This is a genomic window from Lysobacter sp. SCRH-1R, from assembly GCF_057747855.1.
Genome location: NZ_CM173227.1, coordinates 3,267,569 through 3,290,818, shown reverse-complemented (window position 1 = coordinate 3,290,818; position 23,250 = coordinate 3,267,569). Strand labels below are relative to the sequence as shown.

The following is a 23,250-nucleotide window of genomic DNA, read 5'->3' as shown; positions in this document are numbered from 1 at the left end:
GAGGCGTTTGCCCTTCTCGGAAGGGCGATCTTCTCGGGAAGGTGGTGCTGCTCGTGTAGCCCGGGTAAGCGAAGCGCACCCGGGTAGGCGAGGCGGCCGGGCCCCGGGTGCGCTTCGCTTACCGGGCTACAAGAACAACGGGTGATGGTGCGACACGCACGCCCACACGCACCCGCAAGCACGCCATCGACCGCACCAACAGAAAAGGCGCCTCCCGGCGCCTTTTCCATCCACGACAATGCGCTCGCTTACAGCGCTTCCAACCAGCCGTACTTGTCCGGCGTCTTGCCGTCGAACAGGCCGAAGAACAGATCCTGGATGCGCCGCGTCAGCGGGCCCGGCTTGCCGGCGCCGACCTGTCGGCCATCGACCGAACGGATCGGGGTGATCTCGGCCGCGGTGCCGCACATGAACAACTCGTCGCACAGGTACAGGTACTCGCGCGGCAGGTCGCGTTCGACCACTTCGATGCCGGCGTCGCGGGCGAGGGTGATGATCGTGTTGCGCGTGATGCCGTTGAGCAGCGCCGCGCTCACCGGCGTCGTGTGCAGCGCGCCGTCGAAGACGAGGAACAGGTTCTCGCCGGCGCCTTCCGACAACAGGCCGGTCGACGCCAGCGCGATGCCTTCGCCGAAGCCGAGGCGACGCGCCTCGCGCGCGACCAGCTGGCCGGAGAGGTAATTGCCGCCCGCCTTCGCGCCGGCCGGCAGGGTGTTCGGGGCGAATCGCTGCCAGCTCGACACGCAGGCGTCGATGCCCTGTTCGAGCACGCTCGCGCCCAGGTACTGGCCCATCTTCCACGTGGCGACGGCGACGTCGGTCGGCGTGTCGGCCGACAGGCCGAAGCCGCCCAGGCCGCGGTAGGCGACCGGGCGCAGGTAGTCGGTGGTGTTCTCGTTCGCGCGGATGACCTCGCGGCAGGCCGCGTTGATCTGCTCCAGCGAGTACGGCATCGCCATGTCGTAGATCTTCGCCGAGGCGAACAGGCGGGTGTTGTGGTCGGTGAGGCGGAAGATCACCGGGCCGCCGGGCGTCTGGTAGCAGCGGATGCCTTCGAAGACGGACGAGCCGTAATGCAGCGCGTGCGACATCACGTGCGTGGTGGCGTCGGCCCAGCGCTTGATCGCGCCGTTGTGCCAGATCCAGTCGGGGTATTGCATCGCGGCATTCCGTCAGGGGAAACCGCTATTGTGCCCGCGTCGCGCCGGCTTCCCAAACGACCGGGCTTGCCGGTCGCGGCGCTTCAGCCCTTGATCCACCAGCAGCCGAAATGCTTCTGCAGGCCGAACACGGTCCGCGACGGGGTGATGCCGTTCTCCTGCGTCTGCTCCACGCGCACGGCGACCGGCACTCGCGGCGGCGGGGCCGTGGGTGCTTCGGCGGTGACGGCGTGGAGTTCGGCGTCTGCGAAGGCGGAGTAGGACGGTGCCGGCTCGGCCACCAGTGCTGGCTCGTCCTCGGGCATTACCGGCACGATGTCCACCAGCGGTCGCTGCACGATCGCATCCAGCCGCTCCATTACCCGGTACGCGCTGCTGCCGGACATGCCGGCCCAGTGGTAGACGCCGGCGAGGCGGTTGGCGTCGTGCGCGCCGAAGGCGGTGTTCATCTCGAACAGCAGGTCGTCGATATTGCGGGCGCAGCCGCCGCCGCGCTTCTTCTCGACATTGCCGACGACCGGCGGACCCTGCTGCACCTGTTCGACGCCGCCGACTTCCTCGCAGCCGCGATCGGTGAACACGCTCTGCCCATCGGGCAGCACGCAGTGCCGCACCTGCGCGGGGGCCGGCGCGGACCACGCCAGGGACAACAAGGCGGAGACGACGAGGAACGGGCGGGCGGGCACGGGCATCGGCGCAGACTAGCGGGGCGGATCGCCGTCGCACAGTGCGTGCATCGCACATCCGCGCGCGGTGTTCGGGGCGGCATTCAGAAGCGCACGAAGTAGCAGCCGGCGTACCGCTCCACGCCGACTTCCATCACGCGTTGCGGCCGGGCGAAGGTCAGCTGCATCGCGCCGCTGCCCCCACCGCCGGCGAAACCCGGCCAGAAGCTGGCGTCGATGAGCGACTGCCGCGCCAGTTGCTGCAGCCGGTTCATCACCACGTGCGCCTGCCGATGGCGAAGGCCGGGCCAGTGCACGCTTTCGGCGATGCGGTTCACATCGCCCATGGCGAAGGACGCGAGCAGGTCGATCGACAGTTGGGTGGGGCTGCGTGCGCAGCCGGCCTGCGGTGCGCGGCGGGTGCGGATCGCGTTGGAGAGCGAACGCGTGCGCGCGGAATCGGTGGCGAACGCCGCATCGTCCATCGCAAGACGGCTGATCAGTTCGCTCGACATCGGCGAAGGCTTCGCGTCGAACGCGGCGCAGGCGCTGTCGGTGTAGACGGCCGAGCCGTCGGAAGTCTCGCAACGGTGGAGGGCGCCTGCGGCATGCGCGGGGGCAAGCGCGCACGACAACGCGAGGATCGCACTCCACGCCGCAATCGAACGCGGCGGTTTCATGTCGGTTCCCGGGGGGGGCGGGTGCGCTCATCGTCCGCCCGGAACCGTCAATACCGCGTGTGAGATCGCCGCTTCGTCAGCCCATGCGCGCGAGCACGGACAGCGTCGGTTTGGTCAGGTTCAGCGTGTAGAAATGCAGGCCCGGAGCGCCGCCCTCGACCAGGCGACGGCACATGTCCGCGACGAAATCGGCGGCGAACTCGCGGATCGATTCCACGTCGTCGCCGTAGGCCTGCATGCGCTTGCCGATCCAGCGCGGGATCTCCGCGCCGCACGCATCGGAGAAACGGCGAAGCTGCGAAAAGTTCGAGATCGGCATGATGCCCGGCACGATCGGAACGTCCACGCCGAGCCGGCGCGCATCGTCGACGAAACGGAAATACGCATCCGCGTTGTAGAAGTACTGCGTGATCGCGCCGTTCGCGCCGGCATCCACCTTCGCCTTGAAGTGGCGCAGGTCGGCGAGCGCGTCGTCGGACTGCGGATGGCATTCCGGATAACAGCCGACCTCGATGTGGAAATAACCGTCGTGCTCGCGGCGGATGAACTCGACCAGTTCGGTCGCGTAGCGGAAATCGCCGGTGTGGCCCATGCCCGAGGGCAGGTCGCCGCGCAGCGCGACGATGCGGTGGCAGCCCATGGCCTTGTAGCGTTCCAGCAGTTCGCCCAGTTCCGCGCGCGTGCCGCCGACACAGGACAGGTGCGGCGCTGCATCCAGCCCGTGTTCCCGGTGCAGGCGCTCGACTGTCTCGGGCGTGTAGCTCAGCGTCGAACCGCCCGCGCCGAAGGTGCACGAGACGTACTCGGGCTTGTGCGACTTGAGCTTCGCCGCGGTCTTGTCGAGCTGCGCGCGCTGCTCGTCGGTCTTGGGCGGATAGAACTCGAAGCTGATGGGCGTGGGCATGCGGGCCGCTCGCAGAGGGTTCGGGAGAGTTTATCTCTTCATCGCGATGAATTGAACGGACTTTGGCGGCGTGGACGGTCGTCCAAAAGAAACGGGCGCCGAAGCGCCCGTTTCCGTGCATCGCGGAGCGATACCGCCGTGGATCAGTAGCGGTAATGATCCGGCTTGTACGGACCTTCCACCGGCACGCCGAGGTAGGCGGCCTGTTCGCTGGTCAGCGTGGTCAGCTTCACGCCGATCTTCTCCAGGTGCAGGCGCGCGACTTCCTCGTCGAGCTTCTTCGGCAGGATGTAGACCTTCGGCTCGTAGCTGTCCTTGTTCGCCCACAGGTCGATCTGCGCGAGCGTCTGGTTCGAGAACGAGTTCGACATCACGAAGCTCGGATGGCCCGTGGCGCAGCCCAGGTTCACCAGGCGGCCTTCGGCCAGCAGGAAGATCGAGTTGCCCGGCTTTCCGTCGGCACGATTGAAGGTGTACTTGTCCACCTGCGGCTTGATGTTCAGGCGCGTGGCGCCCGATGCGTTCAGGCGATCGACCTGGATCTCGTTGTCGAAGTGGCCGATGTTGCAGACGATGGCCTGGTCCTTCATCTGCGACATGTGTTCGAGCGTCAGCACGTCCTTGTTGCCGGTGGTGGTGACGTAGATGTCGCCACGGCCCAGCGTCGATTCGACGGTGTTGACCTCGAAGCCTTCCATCGCCGCCTGCAGGGCGTTGATCGGATCGATCTCGGTGACGACCACGCGCGCGCCGTAGGCACGCAGCGAATGCGCCGAGCCCTTGCCGACGTCGCCGTAGCCGCACACCACCGCAACCTTGCCGGCGAGCATGACGTCCATTGCGCGCTTGAGGCCGTCGGCCAGCGACTCGCGGCAGCCGTACAGGTTGTCGAACTTGCTCTTGGTGACCGAGTCGTTGACGTTGATCGCCGGCACCAGCAGCTTGCCGGCTTCGGCCAGCTGGTACAGGCGGTGCACGCCGGTGGTGGTCTCTTCCGAGACGCCCTTCCAGTCGCGAACGACGGTGTGCCAGAAGCCCGGACGCTCGGCGTGCACCTTCTTCAGCAGGTTCTTGATGACCTGCTCTTCGTGGTTGCCCGACGGGGTGTTGACCCAGTCGCTGCCGTTCTCGAGCTCGTAGCCCTTGTGGATCAGCAGCGTGACGTCGCCGCCGTCGTCGACCACCAGCTCCGGGCCGAGGTACTTGTCGGCGCCCGAACCCGGGAAGGTCAGCGCGGCCAGCGTGCAGTCCCAGTATTCCTCCAGCGTTTCGCCCTTCCACGCGAAGACCGGCGTTCCCGACTTGGCGATCGCGGCGGCGGCATGGTCCTGCGTCGAGAAGATGTTGCACGAGGCCCAGCGCACGTCGGCGCCGAGGTCGCGCAGCGTCTCGATCAGCACCGCGGTCTGAATCGTCATGTGCAGCGAGCCGGTCACGCGAACGCCCTTGAGCGAGGCCGCGGCGGCGTACTTCTTGCGGATGGACATCAGGCCCGGCATCTCGTGCTCGGCGATGTCGATTTCCTTGCGACCCCAATCGGCCAGGGAGATGTCGGCGACCTTGTAGTCGCCCTCGGTCGAGAAGGTCTTGATCTGTGCGTTCATCAGATTGCTCCGGTTTGTGTCCCGTTCTCCCGCTCGCGGGAGAGGGTGGGGTGAGGGCCGGCCGTGGAGGCCTGCCAAACCGGGCGCCGTTGTTCGTGTTCGGTCCTGCCGAGCCTGATTCCGTGCCTCCAGGAGATGGAGGTTCCGGACTTGCAGCGCCCCTCGGCGGGAACGCGCATTCTAGCCGTTCATGGCCCCGGATGAGTGAACCCGGCGCGGTCCCGGGCGTCGTCGCGCAGGCATGAAAAAGGCCGCTTTCGCGGCCTTTTTCCTTTCTCCCCGGCCCCTTCCGGACGAGCGGGAGGAGCTTTGGGGTGGCGATGCCTTACTTCAGCTTCGCATCGGCGCGCAGGGCATCGGCGCGGTCGGTCTTCTCCCACGAGAAGGCCGTGGCGGTCTGCTTCTTGCCGGCGCCGTCGACGTAGGACACTTCCTTCGGCTTGCGACCGAAGTGGCCGTAGGCGGCGGTGTCCTGGTAGACCGGGTGGATCAGGTCGAGCATCTTCACGATGCCGTACGGACGCAGGTCGAAGTGCTTGCGGATCAGCTTCTCGATCTTCTCGTCCGGGATCTTGCCGGTGCCGAAGGTGGTGACCGAAATCGAGGTCGGCTCGGCCACGCCGATGGCGTAGGACACCTGCACTTCGCAGCGGTCGGCCAGGCCGGCGGCGACGATGTTCTTGGCGACGTAGCGCGCGGCGTAGGCGGCCGAACGGTCGACCTTCGACGGATCCTTGCCCGAGAACGCACCGCCGCCGTGACGGGCCATGCCGCCGTAGCTGTCGACGATGATCTTGCGGCCGGTCAGGCCGCAGTCGCCCACCGGGCCGCCGATCACGAAGATGCCGGTCGGGTTGATGTGGATCTTGTTCTTCGGCAGCGACTCGAGCCACTTCTTCGGAAGCACCGGGCGCAGGATGTTCTCGTACACGCCTTCGACCAGGTCCTTCTGCTTGATGCCCGGATCGTGCTGCGTGGACAGCACGACGGCGTCGAGGCCGGCGACGTTGTGGTTGGCGTCATAGCGCAGCGTGACCTGCGACTTCGCGTCCGGACGCAGCCACGGCAGCGGCGAGTTCTTCTTCTTGCGGATCTTGGCCTGCTGCTCGACCAGGCGGTGCGAGTAGTAGATCGGGGCCGGCATGAATTCCGGCGCCTCGTTGCAGGCGTAGCCGAACATCAGGCCCTGGTCGCCCGCGCCCTGTTCTTCCGGCTTCTTGCGGTCCACGCCCGCGGCGATGTCCGGCGACTGCTTGCCGAGCATGTTGATGATCGCGCAGGTGTGGCCGTCGAAGCCGACGTCGGAATTGTTGTAGCCGATCTCGTTGATCACGCGGCGCGCCAGCGACTCGATGTCGACCCACGCGGTCGTGGTGACTTCGCCGGCGACGATCGCGGCGCCCGTCTTCACCAGCGTCTCGCAGGCCACGCGTGCGCGCTTGTCCTGGGCCAGGATCGCGTCCAGGACGGCATCGGAGATCTGGTCGGCGATCTTGTCCGGATGGCCTTCGGAGACGGATTCGGAGGTGAACAGGTAGCTGGACATCGAGGTCAATATCCCTTGATTCGGATGAAAGGATGGCCGCGCATGATACAGGCTCGGCCGGGTCGGCGCATTGTGCGCCATGGAGATGTTGCGCGCTGGTTAAGCGCTGCAGGGCGTTCGCGGGCGCCGCGCCGGCTGAACAACGCCCTGGAACCGCCCAATCGCCGGGCTGTCACGTTCCTGTCCCCAAACCGCCACCTCCCTGTCGCCATGCGCGCCCAACCTTCCGCGGCGAACGCCCCGCCGGGGCGATGCGCGCACGCTGCATGCCACTCGAACGCCGCCTGCAAGAACGCTTTCCGCACTGGTTCCGGGGCCGCCGCGCGAGCGTCGCCCGGCCGCTGCTGCGCACGATCGGCCGCTGGTCGCGATTCGACCAGGTCGAGGAATTCCTGCATGCCAACGGCCACCTGCGCGATTTCGACTTCGTCGCCGCGGGGCTCGACCACCTGCAGGCGCGCTACACCCTCGATGCGGACGAACTCGGGCGCATCCCCGCCACGGGCCGGCTGCTGATCGTCGCCAACCACCCGTCGGGCGCGCTCGATGCGCTCGCCCTGCTCGACGCCGTCGGCCGCGTGCGCCGGGACGTGCGGATCGTCGCCAACGACCTGCTCGGCGCGCTGGAACCGCTCGAGGGCCTGCTGCTGCCGGTGCGCATCCTCGGCGGGCGACCGAGCCCGCAAAGCCTGGCCGCCATCGATGCCGCGCTGGCCGCCGACGAGTGCGTGATCGTCTTTCCCGCCGGCGAAGTCGCGCGGCTCGGCCTGCGCGGCGTGACCGACGGGCGCTGGCGGCGCGGCTTCCTGCGCTTCGCCCGCGCGAGTGGCGCGCCGGTGCTGCCGGTGCGGATCGAAGCACGCAATTCAGCGCTGTTCTACGGCGCCTCGGTGTTGTTCAAGCCGGCCGGTACCGCGCTGCTGGCGCGCGAGATGTTCGCCCGCCGCGCGCACCGCATCGCCCTGCGCATCGGCACGCCGCTGGTGTTGCCGGCCGATGGAAACCCGCAGCGCGTGCTGCGCGATGTGCGTCGCGAGCTGTTCTCGCTCGGTCGCCGTCGCGGCGATTCGGCCACCTCCATCGCGGCCGAGCCCGCCGCGCCGCTGGTCGCGCCGCTCATCGATCCGCTCGATCCGGCGCAGGTGCGTGAAGGGGTCGACGCGATGACGCTGCTCGGCCAGACCTTCGACGGCAAGCAGATCCGCGTCGGAAGGCTCGCCGCCGGTTCGCCGCTGCTGCAGGAAATCGGCCGCCTGCGCGAACTCACCTTCCGCGCGGTGGGCGAGGGCACCGGCCAGCGGTTGGATGTCGATGTCTACGACAGCTGGTACGAACACATCGTGCTGTGGGATGCGCAGGCGGCGAAGATCGCCGGCGCGTATCGCATCGCGCGCGGTGCCAGCGTGCTTGCCGAACGCGGCCTGGCCGGGTTCTACACCGCGTCGCTGTTCGCCTACGCCGACGACGCGGTGCCGCGCATCGCGCAGGGCATGGAACTGGGGCGCAGCTTCGTCGCACCCGATTACTGGGGCAGCCGCAGCATCGATTACCTGTGGCAGGGCATCGGCGCGTACCTGGCGGCGCATCCGAACGTGCGTTACCTGTTCGGGCCGGTGTCGATCAGCGCCGCGCTGCCGGCCGCCGCGCGCGAGCAGATCGTCGCCTACTACGCGCGCTACTACGGCAGCGAGGCGCACAGTGCGGTCTCGCGCCAGCCGTTCGTCTACCAGGCCGCGCCGCCGCAATTCGGCGAAGTGGACGCGGCCACCGCGTTCCGCGTGCTGAAGAACAACCTCGACGCGCTCGGCGCCACGCTGCCGATGCTCTACAAGCAGTACACCGAGCTGTGCGAACCGGGTGGCGCGCGATTCCTCGCGTTCGGCGTGGATCCGGCGTTCAGCGATGCGGTCGACGGGCTGATCGAGGTCGACCTGGAAAAGCTTCGCCCGAAGAAGCGCGAGCGCTACCTCGGCGCCGCGCCCAGCCAACCGTGCCTGGAGACCGCCGGATGACGTCGATGCCGACCGTGTTGCCGCCGCGCCGACGCGCGGTCTTCGTGTCCGACGTCCATCTGGGTTCCAAGCACTGCCACGCGGCCGAACTGGCCGATTTCCTCGCCGGGCTGCGCTGCGATCGTCTTTACCTCGTCGGCGACATCGTCGATCTGTGGTGGATGGCGCAACGGCGCGCGCGCTGGGGCGCACACCACAACCGCGTGGTCGAGGCACTGCATGCGCTGCGTCGCGCCGGCACCGAACTGATCTACGTGCCGGGCAACCACGATCGCCCGATCCGCCGCTTCTGCGGCCTCGCGCTGCCGCGCATGCGGGTGCGCCGCCGCATGGTGCACGTCACCGCCGACGGCCGTCGCCTGCTGGTCACGCATGGCGACGACTACGACGGCGTCACCCATTTCGGCGGCCTGCAGGAACGATTCGGCGACTGGCTGTACTACCGCATCCTCACCGGCAACCAGTGGCTCAACCGCATCCGCCGGTTGTCCGGCCGGCGCTACTGGTCGTTGTCGGAATTCCTCAAGCGCCGCAGCGGCGCGGCCGAGCGCTACATCGCGCGGTTCGTGCAGGCCGGACTGGACGATGCGCGGCGCCGCGGACTCGACGGCATCGTCTGCGGGCACATCCATCGCGCGTCGCTGATCGAACGCGACGGCCTGATCTATGCGAACGACGGCGACTGGGTCGAAAGCCTCAGTGCGATCGCGGAGGACCCGGACGGGATGCTGCGGTTGCTGACGCATACGGGGGAGACGCGGGGGGTGATCGGGCCTTCGCGGCGCGACGAGAGCACCGACGCGGAGCAGCAGCCAGTGGCGGAACCGCAAGCGGCCTGAACTCCCCCGCGACTGCAGGAGGGTGGGGGAGGGGTGAAGTGCAGCACCGTTGCGCCGACGAAGGGCGCCGCGGACTTGAATGCCGCGCATGCTTCGGCCGCATCACCGCACCGCACGCCCTGACCCTCACCCCGACCCCTCTCCGGAAGGGAGAGGGGTTCAAACACCCAACCACGCGAACCCGCTAGCATCCGGGCATGGATTCCTTCACCCAGATCGTCCTCGGCGCCGCCGTCGCCGCCGCCATCGCACCGCCGCAGCATCGGCGCGCCGCACTGCTCGCCGGCGCGGCGCTCGGCACGCTGCCCGACCTCGACGTCCTTCCCATCAACCTGATCACCGACGACCCGGTCGCGCGCATGACCTGGCATCGCAGCTTCAGCCATTCGCTGCTGGTGCTGCCCTTCGTCGCGTGGGCGATCTGGGCGTGGTTCCGCTCGCGTGGCGGCCGTGTCGCGCAATCGCCCAAGCGCTGGTTCTGGGCGATGCAGGGCGCGCTGGTGACGCATCCGCTGCTCGACGCGTTCACCGTGTACGGCACGCAGCTGCTGTGGCCCCTGCCGGTTCGCCCGACGATGTGGTCGAGCGTGTTCATCATCGATCCGCTCTATACCGTATGGCTGCTGCTGGCGTGCGTCATCGCGTGGTTCGCGCGGGAGCGGCGCATCGCGCACGCCATGCTCGTCGCCGGGCTGTCGGTGAGTTCGCTTTACCTCGGCCTGTCGCTGCTCGCCAAGCGGCAGGTCGACCATGCGGCGGAGCAGGCGCTCGCAGCGCAGGGGCTGGCGGATGCGCCGCGATTCTCGGTGCCGATGCCGTTCAACATCCTGCTCTGGCGCGTGGTCGCGATGACGCCCGACGGCTTCGTCGAAGGCGAACGCTCGCTGGTCGCGGACCAGGGGCTGATGCGGTTCCGCCATCATCCCTCCGACGTCGCCGCGATGTCGCAGGTACGGGAATTCCCGGCCGTGCAGCGCCTGCAGTGGTTCAACCGCGGATTCATGAAGGCCCAGGTGCGCGATGGCGAACTCGTGCTGTCGGACCTGCGCATGGGCGCCGAGCCCGATTACAGCTTCAGTTTCGCGGTCGCGCGCCAGGACGGCGGCTGGAAGGAAATCCCGCCGCACCAGCTGCAATGGCCGTGGGAAGCGGGGCGACGCCTGGAAGCGATGTGGCATCGCATCTGGCACGAGCCGGCGAGCGACATCGCCAGTGCGGGCGCAAGCGAAAGCACGCCGCGCGCGTCGGCGGAAGGCGTCACGCTGGATTGATCCCCTGTGCCGGAACCGGCGTCTCCTGCGGGGCCGCGTGGCGTGCGCACGCGGTCCCTTCAGATGGACATTGAACGGTTCACGTAGGCACCCGATCGTCGGTTGGACCGGCCCGCCCGGAGCGCGCGACGACGCGCACCCCGGCCGGACTTACAGCGCATCGCGCTCCGAGAGCGTCTCGCGGTCGAGCTGCACGAGGTACTCGTTGCCCTGCGCGTCGCGCAGCGCGATGGCTTCGCCATCCATCAACCGCTCGTAGTTGTCCTTGCCGACGGCGGCAACGAACTTCTTGTACGCGCGATTGTAGGTGTACGGATACTCCGCGAACGCCGTGCGGTTGCCGACGAGCATCGTGACCTTGCGCTCGCTCAGCCCGGTGACTTTCGACAGATCGCCTACCGGATCGGCGGCCCATGCCGGGGCCACCGCCATTGCCAGGGCGATGAATGCAAGCTTGGCTTTCATGTTGGCCTCCTGGTCCGCCGGAGCGCTGCGGTGGATCCGCAGAGGGGACGCCCCGACGCTCGCAGGTTGGGTCATGCGATGCGGAAAAACATCGGCCGAAGGGGGGCGTTACTTTCGACCTGCACCGTTCGTCGCGAGCGCGATGCAGGCACATGCGCATGAAGGTTACATGCGAAAACGATGCGAGGCCTTCACGTATCTCACCAAAGCGGGGAACGAGTGGAGAGGAACGGGAAACGAGCAGGTGATGCAACGCGTTACCCGTTTCCCGTTCCTGGTTTCTCGTTCCTGCGCTGGTAGCAGTTTCAATAAACGACCGCGCGCGCCTGCACGAACGCGTAGAAGAACACCGCATTCGGATCGTTCTGCACCTGGTGCATCTCGCGGCGCATGCCGTCGACCACGTCCTGCGTGACCTTGCCCGCTTCGATCAGCTGGTCGGCGGCGGACAGCAGCAGTTCCTCCCAGAACGCGATCATCGTCTTGCGCCGCGCCGGTTCGCGGTTGTCGAAGTAGAACGTCTTCACTTCGGTGGTCACGTCCCGGAAGCCGCCGGCCAGCAGCAGGTTGCCGAGCTTCGCGCCGACGAACGGATCGCCGCCGCTGTCGTACTGGAAGTCGTTGAACGCCATCCAGTAGCGCCATACGTTCGGCGAATACGGATCGAGCAGGAAGGACGAGTTCATCACCTCGGTGATGTACACCGGCGATCCCGGCGCGAGCACGCGGCGCACTTCGTTGAGCACGCGCGAGGGCGAAGGCACGTGCTCGAGCACCCAGCACAGGAAGGCGGCATCGAAGCTGCGCGGTTCGAAAGGCAGATTGGTGGCGTCGGCCTGGTGCAGGTCGTAACGGCCTTTCAGCCATGGCATCGCATCGAGGTTGGCGCGCGCGGCGTCGAGCTGCGCTTCGTTGAGATCGACGCAGGTCGCGTGCAGTTCCGGGAAGCGGCGCAGCAGGATTTCGGTCTGCGCGCCGACACCGCTGCCCACTTCCAGCAGCCGCTGCGCGCTGCTGTAGTCGATGTTGTGGAAGATCGTCGATTCGGCCAGCCGCGCCTGCTTGACCAGCCGCGCCTGTTCGGTCGCGGAGAAGCCGTGCAGGTAGGGGAAGTCGGAGCAGGACGTCGGGTTGGAAGGCATGGCGGCACCGGTGCGGTATCGGATGCCGGGATGCTCGCATGGCGGAAGTTAAGAACCAGCCGTCGCGGCAGGAACGTGCTGTCCCATTCCCGTTTTCCCAGTATCACCGTCATCCCCGCGAAGGCGGGGATCCGACTGTCCGCATCGATTCCGTCTTCCGGATGGCTGATGCGCCCGAAGGATGGCTTCCCGACTTCGCGGGAAGTTCGTTACGCCGCCACACCCAGCGGCTGCACGCCCGCGATCAACGCATCGAAGTAGTCGCGCGTGAGCGAGAGCTGCGCCTCCGCCGTCTCCGCCCGGTTCACCACCGCGCGGAACGCCGCGTTCTCGGGTCGGTCCTTCGCGTACCAGCCCAGATGCTTGCGCGCGATACGCACGCCGGAGACCTCGCCGTAGAACGCATGCAGGTGTTCCAGATGCCCGAGCAGCACGTCGCGCACTTCCGCCAGCGTGGGTTCGGGGAGCGTTTCGCCCGTTTCCAGGTAGTGCGCGATCTCGCGGAAGATCCACGGCCGGCCCTGCGCCGCGCGCCCGACGAGCACCGCATCGCAGCCGGTGTGCGCGAGCACCTGCGCGGCCTTGTGCGGGGAATCGATGTCGCCGTTGGCGAACACGGGAATCGACAGCGCGGCCTTCACTTCGGCGATCGTGTCGTATTCGGCGAAGCCGGTGTACTGCTGGTCGCGCGTGCGGCCGTGCACGGCGAGCGCGGCGATGCCGGCACGTTCCGCGATGCGCGCGATCTCCAGCGCGTTGCGTTGCCCGGCGGCCCAGCCGGTGCGGATCTTCAGCGTGACCGGCACGTCCACCGCGCGCACGACGGCGTCGAGGATGCGCGCGACCAGTTCCGGCTCGCGCATCAGCGCCGATCCGGCCCAGGCGTTGCAGACCTTTTTCGCCGGGCAGCCCATGTTGATGTCGATGATCTGCGCGCCGTGGTCGACGTTGTAGCGCGCGGCATCCGCCATCACCTCCGGCACGGTGCCTGCGATCTGCACGCTGATCGGCGCCGGCTCGCCTTCGTGGTCCATGCGGTGGCGCGACTTCGACGTGGTCCAGAAACGCGGGTCCGAAGTCGTCATCTCCGACACGCACAGCCCCGCACCCATGCGCTTGCACAGGATGCGGAACGGCTTGTCGGTCACGCCCGCCATCGGCGCCAGGACGACGCGCGGGGCGATCTCGTGCGGACCGATGCGGAAGGAGAGGGCGGACATGGCCTTATTGTAGCGGCGGGATATCGTTGTCCCGTGCGAGGCCATCACGCCACCCGGATCGCCGGCTTACCGCTTCCCGCGTCGACGCCGCCAGAACAGGAACCCCGTCACCAGCAGGAACATCGGCAGCAGCCCGATGAACGCGGTGATCCACTTCATCGTGCTGCCGCCGACCGCGCCGATGTGCAACGGATAGAACGCCTGGCTCATGCGCATGCCGAGGCCGTGCGTCGTCGCGTCGAAGGCCTGGACGACCCGGCCGTCGCGCGTCAGCACGATCGTGCTGCGTCCCACCGGATGCCATTCGCCGTGGGCCTGTGCGCGGAACGAGACCGCGCCTTCATCCGGATCGGGCACCGACACGCGTGCCAGCCGCGCCTCCGGAATCGCGATGCGCGCCTGCGCGATCGCGTGCGTCCAGTCGATCGGCGCACTGCTCGCGGGCAGTTCCGGCGCCGCCACGTTCTTCCCGCCGAACGCACCCGTCAGGGCCTTCTGGAAGCCTTTCGAATACACCATGCCGACGCCGGTCACCGTCCCGAGCAACAGCAGCGGAAGCAGGATCACGCCGGCGCTGCGATGCCACGTGAGCCAGCGCCGCACTGGCGGTCCCGCGTGCACCTTCAGTTGCGCGAGATAGCGCCCCGCCTTCGGCCACCACAGATACAGGCCGATCAGGATCATCGCCAGCGAGATCCAGCCGATCACGCCCCAGACTTCGCGACCGGTCTTTCCACCGAGCAGGTCCACGTGCCACTCGTGCAGCCACAGCAGCACGTCGTCGCGATGGCTGCGGTAGAGCAGCAGCGCGCCGTCCTCGGGCGCGAAGTACTGGCGATGTCCGTCCTCGAAATACGCCTGCCAGACCGGCAGTTCCTCGCGCGGAAGATCGAGCGAGCGCAAGCCTTCCGGCCGCCAGCGTTCGATGAGTTGCGCGAGCACGCGCCCGTCTGCGACGGGTTCGTGCTGCGCGAGTTGCGGATGCTGCAGTTTGAGCAGATCGACATGGAACACCAGCACCGTGCCCGCCAGCGAGGCGAGTGCGAACACCAGCCCCGCGGTCAGCCCCGTCCACAGGTGCAGCCACGACAGCGCCGCGCGCAGGCGCCGCCTGGGCGGTGCCTTCGATGCGGCGACGGTGGTGGCCATGTCCATCTGCGTGGTTTATCAGAACCGGTGCGACCAGCCCACCGTCAGCACGCGACCGCGACCGGCGGTGTAGGTGTCGGCGCGCGGCGTGGTCTGCGAGTAATACGTCGTGTACTGCTCACCGAACAGGTTCTCCACGCCCACGTTCAGCGCGCCGACCGGCAGCTGGAAGCGCGCCTGCAGGTCGACCGTCGTGTAACCCTCGAACTCGTCCGGCAGCGTCGTGCCGCGATAGTCGAAATCGCGGTCGAGCGAGTGGCTGGCCTGCAGGCGCGTGGAGATCGCCGGCGTCCAGGACTGCTCCCAGAAGGCGGTGGCGCGATCCGGGCTCACGTTGACGCCCGGCAGGTCGCTGTCCACGCGATCGTCGCCGTTGCTGTCGTATCGGCCGTCGGTCTGCGCGTAGGCCAGGCCGACGCGCGTGGCGTCGCTGAACTGGTAGGCGACGCTGCCTTCGAAACCGTCGATCTCGGTGCGCTCGCGCACGACCTTGTAGAACTGCGTGGCCTGGTCGAAGGCCAGGCGCGAACCCAGGTCGGAATCCGACCAGAACGCCGCCAGGTGCACCAGCCAGCGGCCGTCGTCGTAGTCCAGGCCGATTTCCTGGTTGTCGGCGATGACCGGCTGGAGGTCGACCAGCGTGTCCACGCGCTGGTCCGGCGTGTTGATCGCGCGCAGCACGCGGCCGATGTCGGCCACCGTGTAGCCTTCCGAATAGGACGCGTAGAACTTCAGTGCGTCGGTGGCTTCCCACACGATGCCGACGTTCGGCAGGGTCTCGCTGGTTTCCGGCGAACCGCCTTCGACGAGGTAGCGCGTGCCATGGATGCCGGGCGTGAGGCGCTGGTCGGGAATGGTGATGTAGTCGTCGACCTGCAGCTTGCCGCGTTCGTGGCGCAGGCCGCCGGTCAGCATCACCGAATCGGCCACCCACCATTCCAGCTGCACGAAGGGCGAAACCGACTCGTAGGTGGTTTCCGGCACCCAATCCATGCCGGCGCGCACGAGTTCCTGCGAGGTCGTGTCGCGCGCGATGTCCAGGCCCAGGGTCGCGCGCAGGCGCAGGCCGAACAGGTCGCCACGCGACCAGCTGAACTTGCCGCCGAGCTTTTCCGACGCGTTCTGCGACTGGTCGAACCAGTCCGGATCGCGGCCGTCGCCCCAGAAATCGCCCCAGAAGCTGCCGCCGTACAGGGCCTCGAAATCGACCCAGTACAGCTGCGCCTGGAAGTAGCCGCCGGCGAGCGCCTTGTCGGTGTAGTCCAGCGTCAGCGAGGTGGAGCGGTTGCGCGGGCCTTCGCCGATGCTGCCGCCGCGCGCGGACGTCGCCGTCTCGCCGGTGGCGGGATCGCCTTCGACCGCGTGGTAGTTGTTGTTGCCCTGCAGTTCGTAGCGGTTCGCGCTGAGCTGCAGACGGCGGTTCCCGTCGAGGTTCCAGCCGGCCTTGGCGAAGAGGTTGTAGCTCTCCGCGTCCATCAGGTCGCCCTGCACGTCGTTGACGGCGATCGAGTCGCCGTCGGCGTCGTAGTACAGGCCTTCGCTGGCGTACGAGGCGCCGCCGACGAAGTCGAACGCGCCGCTGCGCGTGCCGAACAGGTAGGACGCGCGGTAGCCGGTGCTGGTGCTCTCGTGCGGCACGGCGGTGGACGCGGACACCGAGACGTCCTGGAAGGCCTGGCCGTCCTGGCGCGGCGCGCGCTTGGTGATGATGTTGATGATGCCGCCCGACGCGCCCAGGCCCTGCAGCGCGTTCGCGCCGTGGATGACCTCGATGCGCTCGATCATCGACGGATCGATGGTGTGGCCGTCGCGACCGCCGTCGCGCAGCGGCGTGGACTGCGGCACGCCGTCGACGAGGTACAGCGGCTTGCGTCCGCGCAGCGTCTCGCCGCTGTTGGTGAGCTTCTGGCGCGAGGGCGCGAAGGAGGGAATCAGGTTCGCCAGCACTTGCGATACGTCCTGCGTCAGCGCGAGCTGCTGCTGCAGCTGCGCCTGGTCGATCACGGTGATCGTGTTCGGCAGCGCGGCCTCGGAATCGGGAATGCGGCTGGTGCTGGCGGAAACGGTCACGCGATCGATGTCGGTGGCCTCATCGGCGTGGGCGACAGGCGCGACGAGGGCGGCCAGCAGGGCACTGGCGAGGGCATGGCGGCGGAGCATCGTGGGTTCCGGGACGTCGAAAGCCCGCCATGGTAATGCGAATGGTTCTTATTTGATAGGGCGGCGGGTTTTGTTGCGCTGGCGCGGACGGTGTTCGGTACAACGACGTGCCCCGATGCCTGCGCCCCTCCCCCCGGGAGAGGGGTCGGGGTGGCGGGCGGGACGTGCGATGTAGTGATGCGGTTGGTGCCGGCGCTTAGCCGATCGAAGCGACTTTCGTCAGCGCTTCGGCGCTGTGCGCTTCACCCCTCCCTGCATTCGCAGGGGAGGGCGTTCAACCAAAGCGCGCGCGCACATCCGCGTCGCGCGGCATCGACAACGCCGCGCCCTCGCGCTCGGTCGAAAGCGCCGCATACCGGTTCGCGTAATGCAGATGATCGGCGAACGCCGCGTCCGGTCGCAGCGCCCACGACGCCGCCAGCGCGCCGTTGAACGCATCGCCGGCGCCGGTGGTGTCCACCGGATGCACCTTCGTGCCGGCGACGCGGTAGTACGAACGTGCATCCGCGCGTAGCGCGCCGTCCGCGTGCGAGACGAAACAGCCCGCCGCGCCCAGCGTGATCACGACCGTCCCGTGTGGAAGCAGCCGGCGGCACCAGCCGTGCAGCGCCGCATCGCCCAGCGTCGTCAGAGTGGAGGCATCGAGGTCCTCGCCCACGTGCCGGCGGACCTGCGAACAGAATTCGGTTTCGTTGGGCGTGACGACGTCGCTCAGCGCGAGCAGTGACGCCGGCAACTGCGCGTCCGACGGCGCGGGATTGAGCACCGTCGGAACGCCATGCGCGCGCGCCGCGACGAAGGCGGCTTCGATCGCCGCCAACGGCGATTCCAGCTGTGCCAGCAGCACGTGCGCGCCGGCGATGCGCTCGCGCTGGGATTCGACGAACGCGGCCGAGAGATCCGCGTTCGCGCCCGGTCCGATCACGATCGAATTGCGGCCATCGTGATCGACATAGATGCCGGCGGTGCCGGTCGGCGCCTCGCTGACGAGGTCGCGCAGCTCGATGCCGTCGGCTTCCGCCAGTGCGCGCGCCAGTTGTCCGCCGAGGTCCTGGCCCAGCGCGCACACGAACGTCGTCGTCGCGCCGGCGCGGGCCGCGGCGGTGGCCTGGTTGAAACCCTTTCCGCCCGGGCCGGTGTGGTACTGCCCGCTGAGCGTCTCGCCCGGCCGCGGCAGCGTCGCGACGGCCCAGACGTGGTCGACGTTGAACGAACCGACGACGACGATGGCGCCGGGATGGGTGATTCGTGATTCGTGATTCGTTGAAGCAACGCTCATCGCTACGCCTGCCGAAGGTTGTGGCCGATCGGGGATCCGCCTGTGCGAATCACGAATCCCCAATCGCGAATCACGGCATCTTCAGCTGCCGAACCACGTCAGCACGCCCGCGATCGTCGCCGTCATGAACGTCGCGATCGAACCGCCGAGCACCGCGCGCAGGCCGAAGCGGGCGAGATCCTGGCGACGTTCCGGCGCGAGGCCGCCGATGCCGCCGATCTGGATCGCGATCGAGCTGAAGTTGGCGAAACCGCACAGCGCGTAGGTGGCGATCAGGCGGCCCTGGTCGGTCAGCGTCACGCCGGCGACCTTGCCGTTGACGATGTCGGCCAGTTGCAGGTAGGCCACGAATTCGTTGATGACGATCTTCTGGCCGATCAGGCTGCCGACGATCGGCGCGTCCTGCCACGGCGTGCCGATCACCCACGCCAGCGGCGCGAGCACATAGCCGAAGATGGTCGCCAGGTCGAACGGCTTGCCGATCGCGGCGGAAATGCCGGTGACCTCGCCGAACCACGCGAGCGGCCAGTTGATCAGCGCGATCAGCGCGATGAAGGCCAGCAGCATCGCGCCGATGTTCAGCGCCAGACGCAGGCCGTCGCCGGCGCCAGCCGCCGCCGCATCGATGACGTTGGCGGTGGTCTTCTCCACTTCCATCTTCACCGTGCCGCGCGTGAGCGGCTCGCCGGTTTCGGGCACGAGGATCTTGGCGATGACCAGCGTGGCCGGCGCGGCCATGATCGACGCGGCCAGCAGGTGCTTGGCGTAGAACGCCTGCTGCTCCGGATCGCCGCCGCCGAGCATGCCCACGTACGCGGCGAGCACGCCGCCGGCGATGTGCGCCATGCCGCCGATCATCATGGTGATCAGCTCCGACTCGGTCATCTTCGGGATGTACGGGCGCACGGTCAGCGGTGCCTCGGTCTGGCCGATGAAGACGCTGGCGCAGACGCTGGTGGTTTCCGCGCCGGACACGCGCATCACCTTGGTGATCACCCATGCCATCGCGCGCACCACCGCCTGCATCACGCCCAGATGGTAGAGCACGCCCATCAGCGCGGCGAAGAAGATGATGGTCGGCAGCACCTGGAAGGCGAAGATGAAGCCGTAGGTGTTCACGTCCATCAGGCTGCCGAAGATGAACTTCGAGCCTTCGTTGACGAAGCTGAGCACCTTCACGAAGCCGTGGCCGATGGCGTCGAACACGTCCTTGCCGCCCGGGACCAGCAGCACCAGCGCGGCGAAGGCGACCTGCAGGCTCACGCCGGTGGCGACCAGCTTCCAGTCCACGCGGCGCTTGTTGTTCGAAAACAGCCAGGCGATGCCGATCAGCACGGCAAGACCAAACAGGCCAAAGGCCACCCGGGTAATGGCTTCCACTCAGTTCTCCCCTGCAACCGGCGGCCGGCAGCGAGTCGTTGTCGTTCAGGAATGATGCGGCCTGGGCCCCTGCGAGGGGCGGGTCACGGCTGCGGCGGCGCGTAGTTTACGACGAGGCCGAGCGGGCGCGGCGGCGGGCGCGTCCAGAAGGGCTCGCCGCGATCGGGTGTCGGAAAAGTGCGCGTCGAGGGATCGGGCCAAGCCATCAGTGCGCCGTCATGTATCCCGCGCGACGACCTTGTTGCGGCCCTGGAGCTTGGCCTGCTGCAGGCGCCCGTCGGCGCGGCGCAGCAGCCTCGACAGGTCGGAACCTTCGTGCGGGAAGCCCGCCAGCCCGGCGCTGAAGCTCAGCGCGACCGTGTCGGCGCCGCGCTCGGGTTCGAACGGCCGCTCGCCGAGCGCGCGGCGGATCGCGTCCACGCGTTCCCAGGCGGTGCCGATCGGCTTGCGCAGCAGCAGGACGAATTCCTCGCCGCCGATCCGCACCAGCCATTCGCCCGGTTCGGCAAGTTCGCGCAGCACCGCGACCACGTGCCGCAGCGCGCGGTCGCCGGCGTGGTGGCCGTGGGCGTCGTTGATGCGCTTGAAGTGGTCCAGGTCGATCAGCGCCAAGGTGAGGCTGTCGCCGTCATGCCGCACGCTGTCGAACAGGCGCGGCACGCGGTACAGCAGCCAGGTGCGGTTCGGCAGGCGGGTGAGGCCGTCGGTGCCGGACATTTCCACCAGCCGCTGCATGCGGTAGACCACCATCGCGGTGATCAGCGTGAACACCACCAGCAGCAGCACGCGCTGGACCTGGCCGCCCATGGTGATGGCGCCGTAATCGCTGGAAATCAGCTGCTCGGGCGAGGACGCCGACGCGAACACCCACAGCACCAGCAGGCTGTACTGGCCGATGGCCAGCGCGCCCGCGAACAGCGCGATGCGCCCGTCGCTGCGCGGTGCGGTGAGCACGATCGAAATCACGTAGCCGCACCATGCGGTGAGGTTGTTCAGGCCCGCCGGCAGGTGGTCGGCGGCGAGGATGACCAGCAGCACCGTCGTGGCGGTGACGTCGAACGCGGAAGAAGCGAACGGCAGCCAGCGGAACAGCCGCCGCCGCCGCGCCATCGCCAGCCACAGGTGCGCGAAGATGTTGACGACGATCGCGCCGACCAGCCCGATCAGCGTGTCCTTGACGCTGCCGCCGCCGAGCGCGTTCGTCACCGGCAGCACCAGCAGCATCGCGGCGATGACCACGCGCAGGCGCGCGACCATCAGCTCGCCGCCGGCGCCGATCTCCAACATGATTTCATCCGGCCGCGCCAGCAGCGCGGCGACGACGTCGCGGACCCTACCGCCGGTTCCGAGCATGCGCTTCCCCCGCTTGCCGGCCCTCCCGGGGCCGCGCCGAGCATAGCGCGCCAAGGCGGTTCCCCGCGCGGCGCCCTCCTTTCGGCATATGGAAGGAACGCGCAGTGTTCGATACCCCCTTACGAAATCCCGCGCACCGCCGCCCACGCCGCCAGCACCAGGAACACCACCGCCGCCGTATAGCGCGCCGCCTTCAGCGGCAAGCGGTCGGCGAGCTTGCTGCCCAGCAGCACCACCGGCACGTTCGCCAGCAGCATGCCGACGGTCGTACCCACGACCACTTCCCACAGCGGCGGGTACTTCGCGGCCAGCAGCACGGTCGCGACCTGGGTCTTGTCGCCGATCTCGGCCAGGAAGAACGCGAACGTCGTGGCGATGAACGCGCCGCGCGCCGGCAGCGATTCCTCGCCTTCGTCGAGTGTGTCCGGCTTGAGCGTCCACAGCGCGACCGCGAGGAAGCTCGCCGCGACCACCCAGCGCAGCACGTCCGGGCTCAGCCATTGCGCCACCAGCGTGCCGAACCAGCCGGCGAGGGCGTGGTTGAGCAGCGTGGCGACGAGGATGCCGGCGATGATCGGCAACGGCTTGCGGAAGCGCGCGGCCAGCAGCAGGGCGAGGAGCTGCGTCTTGTCGCCGATCTCGGCGAGCGCGACGGTGCCGGCGGACACCGCGGCGGTCATCAGGGGAAAGTGGTCCATGGACGTTCCGGGGGGTCGGGCTTTCGCGTGGACGCGAAAGGCAGCCGCCACGCGGCCCGACCCGGCTCTCGCCAGTTGCTCGCATGACGCCTGCCTTCGGTCTTGCCCGTGGTGGCTGGCCGTCGCCGGCTGGCTGCCGCTCCCGCGCCATGGCCTGTGGGCCAAGTGTGTTGACGCGGGTCTCCGCTGCGTGTCGCGGCGGATGGGCTACTCCCCGGAGGAGGAAGTGCGCGCATTGTACCGACCGGACCGCCACAGGGGCAGGGCTAAACTGAACGAGCCAGCTTCCAGATCCCCTTTTTTTGGAGTGTCCCCATGCAATACCGTCGCCTTGGTTCGTCCGGCCTGCAGCTTTCGGCGCTGTCCTTCGGCGCCTGGCTCACCTTCGGTGCCCAGATCGGGCGCTCCACCGCGCGCGATCTCATCGCCGCCGCCTGGGACAACGGCATCAACTTCTTCGACAACGCCGAGACCTATGCGAACGGCGAGGCGGAGAAGGTGATGGGCGACGTGATCGCCGACCTGCGCCTGCCGCGCGACGGCTTCTGCGTGTCGAGCAAGGTGTTCTTCGGTGCGGTGGCCGAACCGGGCCCGACCCAGCGGGGCCTCTCGCGCAAGCACGTCACCGATGCCTGCCACGCCGCGCTCAAGCGGCTGCGCGTGGAAACACTCGATCTCTACTACTGCCATCGTCCTGATCCCGACACGCCGATCGAGGAAACCGTCGGCGCGATGGACGCACTGATCCGCCAGGGCAAGGTGCTCTACTGGGGCACGTCGGAATGGACCGCCGCGCAGATCCGCGACGCGCACCGCATCGCGCACGCGCGCAACTGGTATGCGCCGACGATGGAGCAGCCGCAGTACAACCTGCTGCATCGCGAACGCGTCGAACTCGAATACGCGCCGCTCTACGCCGAATACGGCCTGGGCACGACGATCTGGTCGCCGCTCGCGTCGGGCCTGCTCACCGGCAAGTACAACGCCGGCGTGCCGGACGAGGCCCGGCTCGGCCGCGAAGGCCTCGGATGGCTGCAGCGTTCGGTGCTCGGCGAGGAGGGCGCCCGCGTGGAGCGCGCGCGCCGCTTCGTCGCGATCGCCGAGGAACTCGGCGTGGCGCCGGCGCCGCTGGCGATCGCCTGGTGCCTGCGCAACCCGCACGTGTCCAGCGTGATCCTGGGTGCGAGCCGCCCGGAGCAGCTGATCCAGAACCTGGATGCGCTGGAGCTGGCCGACCGTCTGTCGGAAGGCGACTGGCAGCGCGTGGAAGCCGCGGTCGGATAGCGGCTTCGTGGCGTGGGCTGTTGACTAGCAAATGAGAATCATTATCATCCGTGGCGAGCCCCAACGAGCCACGCCCATGTCGACGCGTCCCACGCTGCTGCAGCTCAAGCCCCGCACCGAACGGCTGACGCCGCCCATCGCCGCCGTCTCCTCGCCGGCCATGCCCGCGCAGGCGATGTCCACGCCCTCCGCGATGGCGTTCGCCAACGGTCTCCTCGACAGCGACGAGCTGCTGCGGGGCGGTCGCGAAGTGCTGATCCGCCACGGCGGCGAGGTCTACCGCCTGCGCCACACGCGCAACGACAAGCTGATCCTCACCAAGTGATTCCCTGATCGCGGCGGCTCCTCCGGGCGCCGTGATCCACCGAACGCGCGACGCCCTTGGGGAAGGACGCCGCGCACGGCCGCACATGGCGGCTTCCCTTCGACAACCTCTCTC

20 protein-coding genes and 1 riboswitch are annotated in these 23,250 nt (G+C 68.2%); of the genes, 5 read left to right on the top strand and 15 right to left on the bottom strand.

Annotated elements, in window-relative coordinates:
• Nucleotides 1-248: 248 nt before the first annotated feature.
• The 6 genes from AC3ANK_RS15085 to metK form a co-directional block, all read right to left on the bottom strand.
• Nucleotides 249-1,160, bottom strand: coding sequence for a branched-chain amino acid transaminase (locus AC3ANK_RS15085; protein WP_206861539.1), 912 nt, complete (start codon nucleotides 1,158-1,160; stop codon nucleotides 249-251).
• An 83-nt stretch (nucleotides 1,161-1,243) separates the two neighbouring features.
• Nucleotides 1,244-1,852 carry a hypothetical protein gene (locus AC3ANK_RS15080; RefSeq protein ID WP_206861538.1) on the bottom strand — a complete coding sequence of 203 codons (609 nt, stop codon included), beginning with the start codon at nucleotides 1,850-1,852 and terminating at the stop codon, nucleotides 1,244-1,246.
• 77 nt (nucleotides 1,853-1,929) lie between these two features.
• On the bottom strand, nucleotides 1,930-2,505 hold the full coding sequence (locus AC3ANK_RS15075) for a hypothetical protein (protein WP_206861537.1): 576 nt from the start codon (nucleotides 2,503-2,505) through the stop codon (nucleotides 1,930-1,932).
• A 76-nt stretch (nucleotides 2,506-2,581) separates the two neighbouring features.
• A complete protein-coding gene (gene metF / locus AC3ANK_RS15070) occupies nucleotides 2,582-3,409 on the bottom strand; it encodes a methylenetetrahydrofolate reductase [NAD(P)H] (RefSeq protein ID WP_206861536.1) in 828 nt (275 codons plus the stop codon).
• A gap of 143 nt (nucleotides 3,410-3,552) precedes the next feature.
• Complete coding sequence (gene ahcY / locus AC3ANK_RS15065; protein ID WP_206861535.1) at nucleotides 3,553-5,013, bottom strand: adenosylhomocysteinase; 1,461 nt, start codon at nucleotides 5,011-5,013, stop codon at nucleotides 3,553-3,555.
• Nucleotides 5,014-5,087: 74 nt separating this feature from the next.
• Nucleotides 5,088-5,183: riboswitch (S-adenosyl-L-homocysteine riboswitch) on the bottom strand.
• A 155-nt stretch (nucleotides 5,184-5,338) separates the two neighbouring features.
• Entirely contained in the window at nucleotides 5,339-6,559 is a 1,221-nt protein-coding gene (gene metK, locus AC3ANK_RS15060) for a methionine adenosyltransferase (RefSeq protein WP_206861534.1), read from the bottom strand.
• 266 nt (nucleotides 6,560-6,825) lie between these two features.
• On the opposite strand from metK, the gene olsF reads away from it, so the two are divergent.
• The 3 genes from olsF (at nucleotide 6,826) to AC3ANK_RS15045 (ending at nucleotide 10,681) form a co-directional block, all read left to right on the top strand.
• Nucleotides 6,826-8,571, top strand: a complete 1,746-nt coding sequence (gene olsF / locus AC3ANK_RS15055; RefSeq protein WP_484171516.1) for a bifunctional ornithine lipid synthase OlsF — start codon at nucleotides 6,826-6,828, stop codon at nucleotides 8,569-8,571.
• A 5-nt stretch (nucleotides 8,572-8,576) separates the two neighbouring features.
• Nucleotides 8,577-9,410, top strand: a complete 834-nt coding sequence (locus AC3ANK_RS15050) for a UDP-2,3-diacylglucosamine diphosphatase (RefSeq protein WP_425492562.1) — start codon at nucleotides 8,577-8,579, stop codon at nucleotides 9,408-9,410.
• 197 nt (nucleotides 9,411-9,607) lie between these two features.
• The gene (locus AC3ANK_RS15045; protein WP_206861531.1) at nucleotides 9,608-10,681 is read left to right on the top strand and encodes a metal-dependent hydrolase; all 1,074 of its coding nucleotides are present in this window, start codon (nucleotides 9,608-9,610) and stop codon (nucleotides 10,679-10,681) included.
• A 150-nt stretch (nucleotides 10,682-10,831) separates the two neighbouring features.
• Here AC3ANK_RS15045 and AC3ANK_RS15040 read toward each other — a convergent pair whose 3' ends face one another.
• The 9 genes from AC3ANK_RS15040 to AC3ANK_RS15000 form a co-directional block, all read right to left on the bottom strand.
• Entirely contained in the window at nucleotides 10,832-11,146 is a 315-nt protein-coding gene (locus AC3ANK_RS15040) for a hypothetical protein (protein ID WP_206861530.1), read from the bottom strand.
• 305 nt (nucleotides 11,147-11,451) lie between these two features.
• Nucleotides 11,452-12,288: a class I SAM-dependent methyltransferase gene (locus AC3ANK_RS15035; RefSeq protein ID WP_206861529.1), complete on the bottom strand. Its 837-nt coding sequence runs from the start codon at nucleotides 12,286-12,288 to the stop codon at nucleotides 11,452-11,454.
• A 209-nt stretch (nucleotides 12,289-12,497) separates the two neighbouring features.
• Entirely contained in the window at nucleotides 12,498-13,508 is a 1,011-nt protein-coding gene (gene dusB, locus AC3ANK_RS15030) for a tRNA dihydrouridine synthase DusB (RefSeq protein WP_206861528.1), read from the bottom strand.
• A 66-nt stretch (nucleotides 13,509-13,574) separates the two neighbouring features.
• Complete coding sequence (locus tag AC3ANK_RS15025; RefSeq protein WP_206861527.1) at nucleotides 13,575-14,657, bottom strand: PepSY-associated TM helix domain-containing protein; 1,083 nt, start codon at nucleotides 14,655-14,657, stop codon at nucleotides 13,575-13,577.
• An 18-nt stretch (nucleotides 14,658-14,675) separates the two neighbouring features.
• Nucleotides 14,676-16,817 (bottom strand): TonB-dependent receptor, encoded by a 2,142-nt coding sequence (locus tag AC3ANK_RS15020; protein ID WP_484171515.1) that lies wholly within the window; start codon nucleotides 16,815-16,817, stop codon nucleotides 14,676-14,678.
• 274 nt (nucleotides 16,818-17,091) lie between these two features.
• Nucleotides 17,092-18,096, bottom strand: coding sequence for a ribokinase (locus AC3ANK_RS15015; protein WP_206861525.1), 1,005 nt, complete (start codon nucleotides 18,094-18,096; stop codon nucleotides 17,092-17,094).
• Nucleotides 18,097-18,177: 81 nt separating this feature from the next.
• Nucleotides 18,178-19,476 (bottom strand): nucleoside transporter C-terminal domain-containing protein, encoded by a 1,299-nt coding sequence (locus AC3ANK_RS15010; protein WP_206861524.1) that lies wholly within the window; start codon nucleotides 19,474-19,476, stop codon nucleotides 18,178-18,180.
• Nucleotides 19,477-19,692: 216 nt separating this feature from the next.
• A complete protein-coding gene (locus tag AC3ANK_RS15005; RefSeq protein WP_206861523.1) occupies nucleotides 19,693-20,763 on the bottom strand; it encodes a GGDEF domain-containing protein in 1,071 nt (356 codons plus the stop codon).
• A 185-nt stretch (nucleotides 20,764-20,948) separates the two neighbouring features.
• Complete coding sequence (locus AC3ANK_RS15000; protein ID WP_206861522.1) at nucleotides 20,949-21,527, bottom strand: TMEM165/GDT1 family protein; 579 nt, start codon at nucleotides 21,525-21,527, stop codon at nucleotides 20,949-20,951.
• A 315-nt stretch (nucleotides 21,528-21,842) separates the two neighbouring features.
• Here AC3ANK_RS15000 and AC3ANK_RS14995 point away from each other — a divergent pair, with 315 nt between their 5' ends.
• Both AC3ANK_RS14995 and AC3ANK_RS14990 read left to right on the top strand, forming a co-directional pair.
• A complete protein-coding gene (locus AC3ANK_RS14995) occupies nucleotides 21,843-22,811 on the top strand; it encodes an aldo/keto reductase (protein WP_484171514.1) in 969 nt (322 codons plus the stop codon).
• A 76-nt stretch (nucleotides 22,812-22,887) separates the two neighbouring features.
• On the top strand, nucleotides 22,888-23,136 hold the full coding sequence (locus tag AC3ANK_RS14990; protein WP_206861520.1) for a hemin uptake protein HemP: 249 nt from the start codon (nucleotides 22,888-22,890) through the stop codon (nucleotides 23,134-23,136).
• Nucleotides 23,137-23,250 lie beyond the last annotated feature (114 nt).

What these genes read in the sequence shown, in the direction of transcription:
- metK (WP_206861534.1), bottom strand. Translation starts at nt 6,559, where the DNA reads ATGTCCAGCTACCTGTTCACCTCCGAATCCGTCTCCGAAGGCCATCCG.
- AC3ANK_RS15005 (WP_206861523.1), bottom strand. Translation starts at nt 20,763, where the DNA reads ATGTTGGAGATCGGCGCCGGCGGCGAGCTGATGGTCGCGCGCCTGCGC.
- AC3ANK_RS15045 (WP_206861531.1), top strand. Translation starts at nt 9,608, where the DNA reads ATGGATTCCTTCACCCAGATCGTCCTCGGCGCCGCCGTCGCCGCCGCC.
- AC3ANK_RS15015 (WP_206861525.1), bottom strand. Translation starts at nt 18,096, where the DNA reads ATGAGCGTTGCTTCAACGAATCACGAATCACGAATCACCCATCCCGGC.
- AC3ANK_RS15035 (WP_206861529.1), bottom strand. Translation starts at nt 12,288, where the DNA reads ATGCCTTCCAACCCGACGTCCTGCTCCGACTTCCCCTACCTGCACGGC.
- AC3ANK_RS15080 (WP_206861538.1), bottom strand. Translation starts at nt 1,852, where the DNA reads ATGCCCGTGCCCGCCCGCCCGTTCCTCGTCGTCTCCGCCTTGTTGTCC.
- AC3ANK_RS15050 (WP_425492562.1), top strand. Translation starts at nt 8,577, where the DNA reads ATGCCGACCGTGTTGCCGCCGCGCCGACGCGCGGTCTTCGTGTCCGAC.
- metF (WP_206861536.1), bottom strand. Translation starts at nt 3,409, where the DNA reads ATGCCCACGCCCATCAGCTTCGAGTTCTATCCGCCCAAGACCGACGAG.
- AC3ANK_RS15075 (WP_206861537.1), bottom strand. Translation starts at nt 2,505, where the DNA reads ATGAAACCGCCGCGTTCGATTGCGGCGTGGAGTGCGATCCTCGCGTTG.
- AC3ANK_RS15085 (WP_206861539.1), bottom strand. Translation starts at nt 1,160, where the DNA reads ATGCAATACCCCGACTGGATCTGGCACAACGGCGCGATCAAGCGCTGG.
- AC3ANK_RS15025 (WP_206861527.1), bottom strand. Translation starts at nt 14,657, where the DNA reads ATGGCCACCACCGTCGCCGCATCGAAGGCACCGCCCAGGCGGCGCCTG.
- ahcY (WP_206861535.1), bottom strand. Translation starts at nt 5,013, where the DNA reads ATGAACGCACAGATCAAGACCTTCTCGACCGAGGGCGACTACAAGGTC.
- AC3ANK_RS14995 (WP_484171514.1), top strand. Translation starts at nt 21,843, where the DNA reads ATGCAATACCGTCGCCTTGGTTCGTCCGGCCTGCAGCTTTCGGCGCTG.
- olsF (WP_484171516.1), top strand. Translation starts at nt 6,826, where the DNA reads ATGCCACTCGAACGCCGCCTGCAAGAACGCTTTCCGCACTGGTTCCGG.
- AC3ANK_RS14990 (WP_206861520.1), top strand. Translation starts at nt 22,888, where the DNA reads ATGTCGACGCGTCCCACGCTGCTGCAGCTCAAGCCCCGCACCGAACGG.
- AC3ANK_RS15020 (WP_484171515.1), bottom strand. Translation starts at nt 16,817, where the DNA reads ATGCTCCGCCGCCATGCCCTCGCCAGTGCCCTGCTGGCCGCCCTCGTC.
- dusB (WP_206861528.1), bottom strand. Translation starts at nt 13,508, where the DNA reads ATGTCCGCCCTCTCCTTCCGCATCGGTCCGCACGAGATCGCCCCGCGC.
- AC3ANK_RS15040 (WP_206861530.1), bottom strand. Translation starts at nt 11,146, where the DNA reads ATGAAAGCCAAGCTTGCATTCATCGCCCTGGCAATGGCGGTGGCCCCG.
- AC3ANK_RS15000 (WP_206861522.1), bottom strand. Translation starts at nt 21,527, where the DNA reads ATGGACCACTTTCCCCTGATGACCGCCGCGGTGTCCGCCGGCACCGTC.